Origin of the sequence: Pleurocapsa sp. FMAR1, from assembly GCF_963665995.1 — a bacterium.
Lineage (GTDB): Bacteria > Cyanobacteriota > Cyanobacteriia > Cyanobacteriales > Xenococcaceae > Waterburya.
Map to the genome: position 1 here is coordinate 4,518,206 of NZ_OY762512.1, position 13,152 is coordinate 4,531,357.

Sequence of the window (13,152 nt, forward strand, 5' to 3'; positions counted from 1 at the left end):
TTTGTAAGCGTTATAGAACTATAGTCATTCTAATTAGTTGGCGTATAGTAGTTTTGTATTGATAACTAGGTTAAATACTAATCGTTACTCGTTACTCATTACTCGTTACTTTTTCCCAAAACCACTCGGTTGCTATTTAAAATAACTATATATTTTGCGATCGCTTTTGATCTCAACCCATAGATCGGCGGTATTTTTTAAAGGCTTAATAAACAATTCTGGATGAAGAGATTGCCAAAAATATTCTACAAAGCGATCTATTTCTGCATCACTCATGCCTGTTTTTCCTCTGGCAATCATTTTATGTTCTGCTTCCGTGCGCCACTGTTTGCTAAGACGATAATCTTCTGGATACAAGACAATTAGATAATCAAGTTTATCCCACAAAGGTAAATAAGCCTGTAGACGCTGATTACTATCTAAAGCAAACTGTTTATCTGTTGGGGTGATAATTGGTGCAGGAGAAAGATCGAAGCAACTTTCGGCAATCGGCTTCACGCCCACAAACCAGCCCTCAAATAGCAAAATATCTGGTTTGGTTATAGCTTCAGGAGTCGTGCTATCGCCTGAACCATTAAACGCCGATTTGTCAAAACGAGGCATTAAAATTGGCTCATCACTCGCCTGTAAACACTGTTCAATTATCTGTAACCCCAGGTTAACATCGTGAGTTCCAGGAGGTCCGCGCCAGATTAAACGAGGATCTTGCTGCTGTAATGCTTGTCTCTCAAGATAGGTAAGATACAGGTCATCAATAGAGAGATTGGCTACAGAAAAATCTAAAGCATTAAGAATAAATTTTAAGATGATGCAGAGAGTACTTTTGCCTGTTCCTTGACTTCCTAAAATGCCTGGAATTAATGTTCTGCCTAACTTCTGTCTGGCGATCGCTAAATTTAGTGCCAAAGGCAACCATAGTTTAGCTAGATTATCTAAAACCCGGTTTTTGTCTGTTAATCCCAAACCTTGACATAAAGAAATTACTTTAGAAGCTAAATCTTCTAAAAACGATGACTGCATTTCTTGAGATATAAAATCTGCTAATTTTTGGTTGTCAACCTGTAAGGATAAATTAAACTCAGACATTAATAATATTGTGCCTAAAAACAGCTTTGGTTAGCCAACTTACTTGCCACCTGATTTAAATATAATTTGCGTTGTCCACTGACAATATAAGGTTTAGTTGCCCCTTGGGTAAATTAAGAGTGTAAGGATCTTGGCTGTCATTAAGTTGACGTAGAAAGTCAGTCAGAAATACCACAGGGCGATCGCTATTCCCATAATTTTCTAATTCTGTCAAAAAGTATGGCGATCGCTATACCATCAACTAAAGCAATTACGATTCTCCAGCTATGTTGAGAATAACGGCTAGGTAAATGTAGCTTGAATAATAACAGGCGAGCTAAAAAAATAAGAAGCTAATAGCTTAAAGCTTAAAACTAATAAATTTGAAGGTTGCCAATTTATCTTGAACATTTATTGACTCAAAGCCTTTAAAAACTTTTGTAAATTACCTAGTAAGCTGGGCTTTTTTTGTTGCTGGGTAGCGTTACTATTTTCATCACCTTTAGGGCTAGTTAACTGTATCATCAGGCGGTCTAAATCTTCTCCCATCGGCTTAGTAGAAAGCTCTGTCGCCAATTCATAATTCAACTCTGCCGACTCATTTTCTAACCATACTTGCCAAGCAGAAGGATGACAGCGCAAAATTGCGCCATCGGCAATTGGACGCAGATAATAGCAAGTATAAATATTTTTAATAAAGCGATCGCGCAACTGTCTGGCTGCTAAACCAATTCCCACTACGGCTACATCTTCTAGCTGGGGAATGAGAAAGATTACAGGGCGATCGCCAGCTAGATTACTTAGCTTCTCCGCCCTCTCAACCTCTACCGAGGAAGGACAGGCAACGATGTAAATTTGATCTTCTGGGGACATTTGCGTTTCGATTGAGGTAAAACGACTACCCATATCCGTCACCTGAAATGGCTGTTCGCCCCAGTTGCGTTTTGCTAAAGCTGCTGCACCTGTATCAGGAAACATCACTTTTATCCCTGAATAGGTAGCAGTAAAGAGATTAGCAAATTCCAAAGCCAAAGCTTCAGACTGAAGGGCAATTTCGGGTACAACTAATTCTACCTGAATTAATTTATAGCCATCATTAAGGGCAGCTTGAGTAGCTTCTTTTGCTTGTTCTACTGCTGCATCTAAAGTTTCGGGAAAAGTATTCATTAATTATAATTTGCTTTCTTTAACCAGTATTGGGGATTAAATTCATTTTAGCGACGGATGTTCGCCTCAATTGCTAAATGTTTTTACGTTTTGATTATTTCAATCTTTGTTTTAAAAGCTGTCTAAGCTCATCTTGCTCGGCAATTGAGCCGGCAAGTAACACTCCAAGTTTGCCGACCAAGACGCTACCCCAGTTATAGATAATCGCTCCTGTTTGAGTAGCTGGGTTGTATTCCAATTCACCTAAATCAATCTCATCTAACGAGCGATATTTGGTGATAAAATTGTCGCTCGACCAACTTTCGATCTCAAGCTTTTGAGCTATTCCTGTAGGATAGGAAGCACCATTAAATCTAGGATTGCACTCGATCGCAAAATAATTTACTCGATCATCCGTATCTACCACCGCCACATCAAATGCAAAGATTTCTTTCATTCCCTTTTTAGCCATCCACTGTGCCATAGGCTCAACTAATTCCCAAGGTTGATAGGCAGTTGGATAACGATTACCCTGGTGAGCAAAACCATCTAATATTTGTTCTGTAGCTGCCAGAGATTGAGCTTGTTCATCTTTGATCTCATACTGCAAGTTAAGAAATTTATCAGCAATTATTTCTTGCTGTACCTGTACAGGTGTATGGTCATCTAACTTAGTTAGGGCATTATATAACTCTGCTTGATTTGCACAGCGATAAATGCCTACACCGTCTACTGAAACCGCAGGTTTAAGATAGCAAGGATAGGGAATATTATCATGCTTTTTAAGCTGTGACTGATTTTCAGCACAAAGGGTTCGAGGAATATTAACATTTAGCTCTTCTGCCAGGCTGATAAAGTTATTCTTGGAATTGATAAACTCAACAACATCTTGCCAATCTTGATGGAGATCGGCTTCTCCAGACTCATTAATAGCTTCGCTAAAAATAAACACTGATGGCTCATAATCTGGATATTGTTTCAATTTGCCAAAAGAGACATCCCAAATTGGATTTTGGCTATGACTCAAACCAATATTGCTATAGTGAGCCGTAATTGCCGTCCATTGAGATTTAAGCTCAGGATGTAGTTGAATTAGGTCATTGGGTTCACTTATGCCCAATACCCTACCAGAATAGAGGTAATTACCAATCACCGCATCATGGGTACAGTGCATGATATCGTGATTAAAAATTTTGTCAATCATGTTTAGCTCAGAGTCGCCGCTGTTAAATTACTATTTCAACTTCCCTCAAATATTTGCTTTAAACTGTAGCTAAACGAACATCTTTAAAAGACAAAAGCTGCGGGTAAACAATAAGATTGAATGAATGAAAGAAATTGGAATATGGGGTGAAAAACTAGTCGGGCGATGGTTGCAGATTCAAGACTATGAGCTATTACAGCAGAATTGGCGTTGTCGCTGGGGAGAAATCGATTTGATTGCTCAAGAACGAGTAAGTAAGGCGATCGCTTTTGTGGAAGTAAAAACCCGCAGCAAAAACAACTGGGACGAAAACGGGTTACTAGCTATTGATTCTGCTAAACAAGAGAAAATTATCAAAACAGCATCTTTATTTTTAGCTAAATACCCTCAACTAGCAGAATTACCCTGTCGCTTTGACGTGGCTTTAGTTAGTTATCAGAAATGTCTCGCGCTAAGAGGTCAGACCCCGCGTCGCCGTCAGGCGCAAACGAAGGCTTTAGACGCACGTAATGCTGACCTAGCCGAAGGCGCAAAGGAAAGAAAAAAGATAGATGTAAAAGAAATTGCTCGACTAACTATAGGTCAAGCAGTAGATATTGAGCAATGGCAGGTAACTATTGAAAATTATTTACAGTCTGCTTTTGATTTGTCTTAATTTTTGATAACAATAAGTAGCAGCGATCGCTTTTAGCTACCTAAATCTTAATTCATCATTAATTTAAGTATTTAGACTTATAATATCTGCTGGTTTTGTAAAGCAATGTAAAGAAAACTTTTCTGGCTTTATAGTCATTTACCATAATAATTAATGAATGCAAAAGAACTTTTGAGGCAATATCAAGCTGGAGAAAGAAATTTTCAACAGGTTAATCTTACTCAAGTAATTCTTAAAAACACCAGTTTACCTGAAATAAATTTTAGTCAGGCAATACTAGCCGAGGCTGACTTTAGCGACGGCAACCTTAAACAAGCAATTTTTTATCAAGCTTCCCTAAATCCCTAAATCCCTAAATCCCAACTTCCCTATTCTTAAAATAAGAGAATGAAACAGCCCCGCCTTACCTTTGCAGGAGGGCTTGCCACGCCCGAAAAAAAGTTTATATCGCCCTTCAAACTGCTGTGGTATTTTAGTGGCAGTATTCTTTCACTCCTAGATAAGCTTGATTAAGCATGGCTTTTTAGTTAACCTAAGCCTGAGAGTCACCTCTCAGACTCGGCTTCAAAACCGTGCGTGTTCCTTTCAAATCACACGGCTCCTCAATTGCTTGATGCTTGTCATGCAGACCTCTACTTCTATGGGCATTGTCATGGCAATGTCCATGAATTAACCGAAGATTTGTTTTGTCGTTGTTATCATGGTTTTTATCCGCATGATGTACCTCCAAAACTTCACCAGGCATAAAATAGTTTAAACATTGAGAACATTTTCCTTTCTGGATTTTCAGTAGCATTGCTACTTTATTTCTAACCATTGGGTGTTTTCCCATGCGTTGTGACCAGTATAGATAGTCTCCGTCGTATGGACTTTTGTCTCCTCGAACTTTTACATGATTTTTGATTTTGAGGTCACTATGGCGATACAAAAAATAACCATCGGAGTCCATAAATCTCCAATTATCATTTCCATGTCGTTTAAAGTATTTACTCTTAATCCACGTTAGTCCTTTATGAGCATGACGAAACTTTGCCCATTGCCATAGTTTTTGGTGAGTCTGATGGGCTGCTTTTGCAAAGACTTTTCGGGAAATAGCGGTACAGAAGTATTGACTCCAACCTCGAATGATTGGATTCAATTTTGATATTACTGCTGCTTGATTCGCTCCTCGCAATTTCCGCAAGCTTTCCTTAATGACTTTGAGATGTTTTTTCAAAGAATTGGAACTTGGTTTAATCAGGGTTTTGAAGCCTATTCGACTTTTTCCACAGTTATGTAGGCTGACATTTTGTTGACGTACATTAAACCCTAGAAAATCAAATCCAGGTTTGTCTCCATCAGATGTATGACAAATTCTAGTTTTGGAGTCTTTGAGTTCCAATCCTATATTTTGTAACCAGTGTTCGATGTATTCCTTACTTCTTTCGACAATATGTTTGTCCTCGTGTAATACAACAAAATCATCGGCATACCTGATGATGCTCATATTGGAAAGGAGAACTTTACGACTACTTGGATAATCTTTTGTTTTCTTCCAATGAGCTTTTAGCAGAGGTAACATAGCTTCCTTGGTATCTGTTTCCAGACCGTGAAGGGCTATGTTTGCCAATAATGGCGATATTACCCCGCCTTGTGGTGTTCCTGATTCAGTGTTGTAAAAGGCATTTTTATCGATTACTCCTGCTTTCAGCCAATTCCGTATTAATCTACGAAATGTTGGAAAGGTCTGAAGTTTTTCCAGTAGGGCATTGTGATTGATATTATCAAAGCATCCTGAGATATCTGCATCCAGAACATATGCTCTTTTCCTGCAAATAGCTTTAAAGATTGCTTCGATTGCATCGTGACAACTTCTTCCTGGTCTAAATCCGTAGGAATTTCCTTCAAATTTTGCTTCCCATTCAGGCTCAAAAGCCATTTTACCTAGAGCTTGTACAACTCTATCTGCAATTGTTGGTATACCCAGCGGACGTTTTTCCTTCTTTCCTGGTTTGGGAATCCAAACCCTTCTAGTTGGTTGTGGCTTCTTAGTTATATTTAGCTCTTGGGCTAGTTTTAATCTATCCTTTGGTTCAATGGCAACTTTGCCATCAATACCTGGGGTTTTTTTGCCACGATTGTCTTGGGTTACTCTTCTAATTGCCAGTAGTTTGGCACTATGGGATTTGAGTACTAGTCTTTGTAGTCTATGTACGAGTTGATTCTCACCATTTAAAGAGGCTTGATAGATTCGTTTTTGCAGCTTAAAAACTGTTTTCTCTAGCTTTCGCCAGGGAATAGTTTCCCATTCATACCTAAGCATTGCTTGGTTCATAACTTATTGACTGCTAATTACAACTCTATCTTTCAAATAACCGTACCTCTGTCTGCATATCCTTGACATTACTTAAGGCATTGGCTTCTGAGGTAATCCTGCTTCCTAGTAGCATACGGTTGACTCCCTACTTAGAAAATTTCTAAGAGCATACTAAGAAGTTACTCCGTTCCAGATTATCGTTTTACGCTGGACTTAGACTCCTACTTTCCACCGAGGCTAATTGTGTGACATCGATACCAACCCATTCAAATTGATATCTTACATTTCACCTAATACCATTTTGGTACAGGGCGAATGCCCAGATCGTCGTCTTACGACGACTGGCGACGCTACCGCGTCGCGTGTGTGTCATCCCATTTTCACTACGTCGAAATAACGATGGGTCAGATGTAGGTTTCTCGCGTAGTCATATCCAGCTATGCTTGGCGGGGTTCTAATTAGGGCTATCAGTTACCGCCTTTTATCCCATGCTGTACACTTTTTTTTGATAGTCAGTCTTAAAGTGTGGGATATGCTGTTACTCTGATGTCGAGAGAGGTAGAATTTCAATACCACAATAATCCAGTTAAACAATTTGATTAAACAAACTGTTTTACTCCGTCCCAATATCTGTTAGCTTGTAATTCCCAAGAGTCACATAGCTGTGAACCGAAATTGGTTCTGGAGTAAACGGGTCGCACGAAAGGAATTTCGTCCCAATCTTCATTTTCACTGCTTGCATCAGGTGCAGAACTAACTGGGGCAGGTTCAGAAGCAACGGTTGCAGCTTGAGGTTGAGGAGTGGGAGCAAAATTGACAAGATTATCAGAGTTACTGCCAGATGCTTGATAATTTTGATTGCTGGAGGAATCTAAGCTACTTCCACCCACAGGATAAATTTTAGAAGCAACAAGCTTGGCACGCTTTTCCTTGTAGCCTTCAGGCATTTCAAAGAGGTTCATCGACAACCTTCCTTCAATAATAATGCGATCGCCTGTGCTGTATGTATTTTTAATTTCTTCGGCTAAGTTTCCCCACCCTTCAACCTGTACTTTGCCTGGTTCTTCCCCTTCTCTAGTAGATTCAAACTCAACTATCATCGAAGATACGCTCTTTTGATCTTGAGTAGAACGTAATTCAGGATCGCTAACTATCTGCGCCATCAAAATACAGCTATTCATTTTACTACTCCTTAGATAATCAGATTATTAAATATGTGAACAATTGTACTATTTATTACTTGGACTTTCATCGATGACTAATTTTAAGCGCAATTTTAGATTAATCTCCAGATTAATCTGGCTCGCGGTCAACAAAACTTTGGATTCGTAGACGATATTCGGTTAACTGTTCCTCGACCCAGTTGCGATCGCTACTATTAGCATAGATATGAACTAAAGGTTCTCCAGCATCGGGTAAAATTAGCACCCAATTGTCATTTTGGTTATTAATTATTTTTACGCCGTCAATTAGCTCTAAATTTTCCGCAGGATGAGTTTCTACCAAATAACGCATCAAAGAGCCTTTAACCTTCCACGGACAGCGAACAGAACAGGATTTGTGACAGATATTGGGTAAATCACTACGAATATCAGCCAGCGATCGCTCTTGGATAGTTAACATTTCAATTAATTTGGCAATGCTAAACATTGCATCAAAGCCTGGATGGAGTTGGGGAAAAATAAATCCCATATCGCTATTACCTCCCAACACTACATTAGGATTATCTTGAGAAGCTTCCATCAGGGCGGTAGGACTAACTTTTGTCCGAATTACGTTACCGTCATGACGACGGGCAATTTCCTCCACTGCACTAGACGCATGAACAGGCACAACTACCGTACTTCGAGGATTGGCAGTAAAAATCGTGTTGACCATTAAAGCAGTCAAAGTTTCTCCGCGAATGGGCAAACCTGCTTCATCCACCAAAATAAACTGCTCTCCATTGGCTGATACCTGGACTCCAAAATTAGCTTTAAGAGCCTCTACCACCTGACCAAGCTGATCGATTAGCACTTCTTTTTGGTCAGCAACAACGGCGGTTTCCTTAAGACTGGCATTAAGCACTACCGCATCACAGCCAAACTTAATTAAAAGCTGGGGTAAGATTGCTCCTGATACGGCATAGACATAATCAATAATAATTTTTGAACTGCTATTTCGCACCGCCTCAATATTAATGTATCTTTCAAAGGTGCGACTGTAGGTATCTAAAATTCCACTAGGATAACTAACGCTGCCAATTTCTTGAATGCCAACTCGTCGCAAGTCTTCCTTAAAATAAGCCCCCTCAATTTTCTTTTCTTGAGACTTAGAAATACTAATTCCTTTTCGATCAAAAAACTCAATTAATAAATAATCTGGTTTATCTGGTTCAAGACGAATATGAATTCCCCCTGCTACATCCATAAGATTTGTCACCATCATGGTGCGGGCGATAGGAATAGCAGTCGCCTCTAGGTTTTGCACATGAACTCCCGCTGACATCAACCCCGCGATCATGGCTCGACCAATCATCCGCGAAACGCTACGCTGATCGCGAGAGACAATTACAGTTGAACCTAGCTTTAAGGTTGAGCCATAGGAAGCACCTAACTTAACTACAAATTCGGGAGTAAGGTCAACGTTTGCTAATCCTGTGACTCCTCTTTGCCCAAAAAGATTGCGTTGGGCAGTATTTCCCCAGATTAGATTGATATTAAGAATTGCACCAGATTCAATCCTTTTACTGGGCCAAACCCTAACCCCAGGAGAAATTTGAGCTTCTTCGCCTACAATAGATAAAGACCCCACTACCGAACCTTCTAAAGCCTGCGCCCGACGCTCTATTCTTGTCCCGCGAGAGATAATACAGGCACGTAAATGAGCTTCGTCTCCTATCGTAGCCCCATTCCATATAATAGGGCGTTTAAGGTCGGCATCTGCGCCAATGGTTACGTTGTCGCCAATAACCGTTCCCGCTTCAATTTTTACCCGCGCCCCGATGCGACAGTTATCACCAATTAAGGCTGGTGATTCAATTACCGCGCTAGAGTCAATATGAGTGTTGTTGCCGATCCAAATTCCCGCGGACTTTTCCTGATAAGGAAAATTTAGCTCAACTTTCTTATCTAATCCGTCGTATTGTGCTTCTCGATAGGCTTCTAGATGACCAACATCGCACCAATAAGCATCAGCAACATAGCCATACATTGGTTCTCCTTTGGCTAGCAGCAGAGGAAACAAATCCTTGGAAAAATCAGACTCTTCGTTTTCTGGCAGGTAATCTAAAATTTCTGGTTCAAGAATATATGTACCTGTATTAACCGTATCCGAAAAAATTTCGCTTAGAGAAGGTTTTTCTAAAAAGCGTTTAATCTTGCCGTCCTTATCGGTAATTACCACCCCAAACTCAACTGGATTAGGCACACGAGTTAAAATTAGAGTAGCTTTAGATTTTTTCTCGCGGTGAAAAGCGATCGCAGCTTGCAAATCAAAATCTGTAATTGCATCACCGCTAATGGTCACAAAAGTGTCGTCTAACCACTGTTGAATATTTTTAACACAGCCCGCTGTGCCTAATGGTTGTTCTTCTTCTACAGCATAGGTCATCTGTACTCCAAAATCGCTACCATCCTGAAAATAGTCACGCATAACGTCAGGAAGATAATACAAAGTAGCGATAATTTCAGTAATATGATGGCGTTTTAAAAGATTAATAATATGTTCGGCGATGGGACGATTGAGCATCGGCACCATCGGCTTAGGCAAATCGCAGGTTAAAGGACGTAATCTCGTCCCTGACCCGCCAGCCATTAGCACTGCACGCATGACACCTCCTTGCTTGTTAGTTGATTTTATGTTGACGGAAGGAAACGCGCCTTCGCAAGGCTCATGTTCCACTCTCGTGGCGTTTATATTTTTTGTATCTGGTAATTATTTAGTCTGCTAATCTTAACTTAAGTAGAAAGAAGCAGTTAATTAATATGACAGCAATATTATTTAGGTCACTCTCTCTGAGTATTCTAGAACAATGATCGGACAATTATATTACTAATCATCAAAATCTAAGATTTGAGGGACGAAATTTTTACAATTGTTACAATCAATAATATAGTTTGATATTAATTTAGTTGTTTAATTAACGGGTATTAAGATGCTACAGTTGATTGGTTTAATTTTAGTTGTAGTTTACGCTGGTGGGATTTGGAAGTTTTGGTCTGGTTATCGCCGTACAAACTTCGATTCTAGTTTACCTGGAAAAGTTGGTCTAGCTTTATTATGGCCAGTGTTATTGGTAAGTAATAAATCCTATCGTCGTAACTTTCAAAAAGCCTTAAAAGGAAGATAATTATTGGTTACTTGGTGGGCATTGATTGAGTATATTTTTGGTAATGAACAAAATTTTATTTTCTGCCCACCCTACTAAGATCTTGTAGAGTCTATGGTAGGGAAGGTTTGGCTGATTGGTGGAACAAGCGATAGTGCAGCGATCGCCAAAATCCTAATTACCTCTGAAATAGTATTTATTGTTACTGTTGTCACCCAGGTTGCTTTATCCTTATATTCTGTTGATTGTGAAACGGCAGTGGGATGTATGGATCGAGAAAAAATGCAGTCTTTTTGTCATGCAAATCAAGTAAAAGCCATTGTTGATGCTTCTCATCCTTATGCTGTAGAGGTTTCTCATCAGGCGATCGCCATATCTAATCAACTAAATATTCCCTATCTACGCTACGAAAGAAATAACTATCAAGCACAACCTGATGCGTTTACTAACACATCTGTAATTGAACTTGATAGCTTTGAAACTTTGCTGGCGACAGACTATTTAAAACAACAGCAAGTATTGTTGACGGTGGGATGTAAAGCTTTGCCTTTATTTCAATCTTGGCACAATCGAGCTACCTTGTTTGCGAGAATTTTACCTAAAGTTGCTTCTATAGATACAGCTTTGGTGGCTGGATTTACCAGCGATCGCTTAATTGCTATTCGTCCACCTTTTAACCTAGCTTGGGAAAAAGCCTTATGGCAACAATGGAATATATCTATGGTAGTAACCAAAGCTTCAGGAAAAGCGGGAGGAGAAGATATTAAACGTCAGGTTGCAGCGGATTTGAACGTTCCTTTAATTATAATTACTCGTCCTCAAGTCGCTTATCCTCAACAAACACACTTAATATCAGAGGTGTTATCTTTTTGCCAGCAGCTTTAGGCACTTGCTGTATTTATTTGAAAACAGTCAGGCTGGAATATTCAGAATAGAACAGATAATCAAAACGGCTGCGCTAACAAAACTTCGTAAAAAGTCCCATAATAACAACTGGTTAGAAAAGAGCGAACCTGTGAACTAGACTCTAGTAATCAACTCCGCTTCACCGTTTCTAACCTCAGTTAATTTCGCAAATCTTAAACGAGATTATTAATCGGCAGAAATTACGTTACCTTCTGGCTCAACTAAGCGCATTAATTTTTGTTTGATTTGAGTATCAAATACTTCCCATTTGAGCTTGGTGAATTCTGAATGATCGTTAAAGCCGTTAAGAAATCCTACAGGAATTTCAAATCCTCCCGCCATGTAACGACCACCACCAAAGAATCTTCCTTGAGCATCTTGACCCAATGTTTCTTTGATAAATTCGTCGGGGTCTAGAGTTATCTTGGTTGTTCTCAATGAGCCAATCACTAATTCTTTGTCATTGTCTTCATTATGGACAACGCCATAAACTACGGCAGTGTGAATATCTTCTTCGGTAACTAAGAAATCTGCTGCTTGAGGGATAGCGTCGCGGTCATCATAGCGCAAATAGCCAACTCCTGCGATGGAGAAGTTCTTTTTGATGATCCGGTTTCTCAGCGCACGTTCAATTACATCCATAACACGACGCGATCGCGCTGACTGTAATACGGCATTTAGTAGCTGAGAATCATAAAAACGACTTAAATAGGCAGCAGCAACAAAGTCTTCTTCTTTTGCCTGCATCAAGCGATTAGTATCAGAGCGCAAACCGTGCATCAAAGCAGTAGCGCATTTGACATGAACATCGCTGCTATTATCTAAGTCTAACATTCCCGCCTGAATATACTGAGTTAGAATAGTTGCAGTTGCTCTAGTCTGGGGACGTAAATCAATAAATTCAGCGTTTAGCTCTTTTTGTTTTGTGTGGTGATCGATCACTACAGCTAAGGGAATACCAGCCTCTTCTACCACAGGATAAAGCTGGCTGTTTGTTCCTTGACTATCAACCAAAACACACCCTTGATATGCAGATAAATCTTTTTCCTTTAAGGTTTGTTCGGTCAATCTTTGGGCTGATAAACCTGTTAATCTAACTAAAGCAATATTTTCTTGGTGGGATAGAGTGCCACCATAGACAATTTCGCAGCTAATATCATATTCAGCAGCAATGAGTTCATAAGCCCACGCACTTGATAGAGCATCGGGATCGGGAAAATCCTGAATGACTATGATTTGGTTTTCGCCCCTATGTTGGTCTAAAGTTTGACGTAACTTCTGTACTTTATTTTCTAAAACACTGTCCTTCTTATTTTCTGGCTGAAACTCAGTTTTTGTGACTGCTTCTAGCTGCTGTTTATTAGCTACCTGTTTATCAGCGAGACGACGTTCTAGAGAAGTATTAAGGTTTGAGGACATATTTTTGTGTTTATGGTAACTACGAAATCACCAAGTAAAAGAATATATATATTTCTTTGTATCCAGAGTTTTGAGTTTATCATCAACCGATATATTTAGCGATTGACCAACGGTCACAGCCAGCTCGATCCGTTTATATCGGACGTGGCGAA

12 protein-coding genes are annotated in these 13,152 nt (G+C 39.6%); 5 read left to right on the top strand and 7 right to left on the bottom strand.

Annotation, left to right across the window (positions count from 1 at the left end):
- Positions 1-132: 132 nt before the first annotated feature.
- The 3 genes from SLP02_RS22010 to SLP02_RS22020 all read right to left on the bottom strand — a co-directional run bounded on the left by SLP02_RS22010 (position 133) and on the right by SLP02_RS22020 (position 3,415).
- Positions 133-1,086: a glycerate kinase gene (locus SLP02_RS22010; protein ID WP_319422863.1), complete on the bottom strand. Its 954-nt coding sequence runs from the start codon at positions 1,084-1,086 to the stop codon at positions 133-135.
- Positions 1,087-1,476: 390 nt separating this feature from the next.
- On the bottom strand, positions 1,477-2,232 hold the full coding sequence (locus tag SLP02_RS22015; protein WP_319422864.1) for a DUF1995 family protein: 756 nt from the start codon (positions 2,230-2,232) through the stop codon (positions 1,477-1,479).
- A 94-nt stretch (positions 2,233-2,326) separates the two neighbouring features.
- Positions 2,327-3,415 (bottom strand): ATP-grasp domain-containing protein, encoded by a 1,089-nt coding sequence (locus tag SLP02_RS22020; RefSeq protein WP_319422865.1) that lies wholly within the window; start codon positions 3,413-3,415, stop codon positions 2,327-2,329.
- Between the two features lie 124 nt (positions 3,416-3,539).
- Between SLP02_RS22020 and SLP02_RS22025 the strand changes: the two genes are divergently transcribed.
- From SLP02_RS22025 to SLP02_RS22035, 3 genes are all read left to right on the top strand, one after another.
- Entirely contained in the window at positions 3,540-4,070 is a 531-nt protein-coding gene (locus tag SLP02_RS22025) for a YraN family protein (RefSeq protein ID WP_319422866.1), read from the top strand.
- A 153-nt stretch (positions 4,071-4,223) separates the two neighbouring features.
- On the top strand, positions 4,224-4,418 hold the full coding sequence (locus SLP02_RS22030) for a pentapeptide repeat-containing protein (RefSeq protein ID WP_319422867.1): 195 nt from the start codon (positions 4,224-4,226) through the stop codon (positions 4,416-4,418).
- A 39-nt stretch (positions 4,419-4,457) separates the two neighbouring features.
- The gene (locus SLP02_RS22035; protein WP_319422868.1) at positions 4,458-4,583 is read left to right on the top strand and encodes a hypothetical protein; all 126 of its coding nucleotides are present in this window, start codon (positions 4,458-4,460) and stop codon (positions 4,581-4,583) included.
- A gap of 19 nt (positions 4,584-4,602) precedes the next feature.
- Here SLP02_RS22035 and ltrA read toward each other — a convergent pair whose 3' ends face one another.
- From ltrA to SLP02_RS22050, 3 genes are all read right to left on the bottom strand, one after another.
- Positions 4,603-6,384: a group II intron reverse transcriptase/maturase gene (ltrA, locus tag SLP02_RS22040; protein ID WP_319422869.1), complete on the bottom strand. Its 1,782-nt coding sequence runs from the start codon at positions 6,382-6,384 to the stop codon at positions 4,603-4,605.
- Positions 6,385-6,965: 581 nt separating this feature from the next.
- Positions 6,966-7,547 carry a single-stranded DNA-binding protein gene (locus tag SLP02_RS22045; RefSeq protein ID WP_319422870.1) on the bottom strand — a complete coding sequence of 194 codons (582 nt, stop codon included), beginning with the start codon at positions 7,545-7,547 and terminating at the stop codon, positions 6,966-6,968.
- Between the two features lie 112 nt (positions 7,548-7,659).
- Positions 7,660-10,176, bottom strand: coding sequence for a mannose-1-phosphate guanyltransferase (locus tag SLP02_RS22050; RefSeq protein ID WP_319422871.1), 2,517 nt, complete (start codon positions 10,174-10,176; stop codon positions 7,660-7,662).
- Positions 10,177-10,501: 325 nt separating this feature from the next.
- On the opposite strand from SLP02_RS22050, the gene SLP02_RS22055 reads away from it, so the two are divergent.
- Together SLP02_RS22055 and SLP02_RS22060 are read left to right on the top strand one after the other, a co-directional pair.
- Entirely contained in the window at positions 10,502-10,696 is a 195-nt protein-coding gene (locus SLP02_RS22055) for a hypothetical protein (RefSeq protein WP_319422872.1), read from the top strand.
- Positions 10,697-10,789: 93 nt separating this feature from the next.
- Positions 10,790-11,560 carry a cobalt-precorrin-6A reductase gene (locus SLP02_RS22060; protein ID WP_319422873.1) on the top strand — a complete coding sequence of 257 codons (771 nt, stop codon included), beginning with the start codon at positions 10,790-10,792 and terminating at the stop codon, positions 11,558-11,560.
- A 207-nt stretch (positions 11,561-11,767) separates the two neighbouring features.
- Here the strand turns inward: SLP02_RS22060 and SLP02_RS22065 are convergent, their stop codons facing one another.
- Positions 11,768-13,000: a DHH family phosphoesterase gene (locus tag SLP02_RS22065; protein WP_319422874.1), complete on the bottom strand. Its 1,233-nt coding sequence runs from the start codon at positions 12,998-13,000 to the stop codon at positions 11,768-11,770.
- Positions 13,001-13,152: the final 152 nt, after the last annotated feature.

Bases quoted from the DNA above. Each gene is read 5' to 3' on its own strand.
- SLP02_RS22020 (WP_319422865.1), bottom strand. From the start codon at position 3,415: ATGATTGACAAAATTTTTAATCACGATATCATGCACTGTACCCATGAT.
- SLP02_RS22055 (WP_319422872.1), top strand. From the start codon at position 10,502: ATGCTACAGTTGATTGGTTTAATTTTAGTTGTAGTTTACGCTGGTGGG.
- SLP02_RS22030 (WP_319422867.1), top strand. From the start codon at position 4,224: ATGAATGCAAAAGAACTTTTGAGGCAATATCAAGCTGGAGAAAGAAAT.
- SLP02_RS22025 (WP_319422866.1), top strand. From the start codon at position 3,540: ATGAAAGAAATTGGAATATGGGGTGAAAAACTAGTCGGGCGATGGTTG.
- SLP02_RS22060 (WP_319422873.1), top strand. From the start codon at position 10,790: ATGGTAGGGAAGGTTTGGCTGATTGGTGGAACAAGCGATAGTGCAGCG.
- SLP02_RS22045 (WP_319422870.1), bottom strand. From the start codon at position 7,547: ATGAATAGCTGTATTTTGATGGCGCAGATAGTTAGCGATCCTGAATTA.
- SLP02_RS22035 (WP_319422868.1), top strand. From the start codon at position 4,458: ATGAAACAGCCCCGCCTTACCTTTGCAGGAGGGCTTGCCACGCCCGAA.
- SLP02_RS22050 (WP_319422871.1), bottom strand. From the start codon at position 10,176: ATGCGTGCAGTGCTAATGGCTGGCGGGTCAGGGACGAGATTACGTCCT.
- SLP02_RS22010 (WP_319422863.1), bottom strand. From the start codon at position 1,086: ATGTCTGAGTTTAATTTATCCTTACAGGTTGACAACCAAAAATTAGCA.
- SLP02_RS22015 (WP_319422864.1), bottom strand. From the start codon at position 2,232: ATGAATACTTTTCCCGAAACTTTAGATGCAGCAGTAGAACAAGCAAAA.
- ltrA (WP_319422869.1), bottom strand. From the start codon at position 6,384: ATGAACCAAGCAATGCTTAGGTATGAATGGGAAACTATTCCCTGGCGA.
- SLP02_RS22065 (WP_319422874.1), bottom strand. From the start codon at position 13,000: ATGTCCTCAAACCTTAATACTTCTCTAGAACGTCGTCTCGCTGATAAA.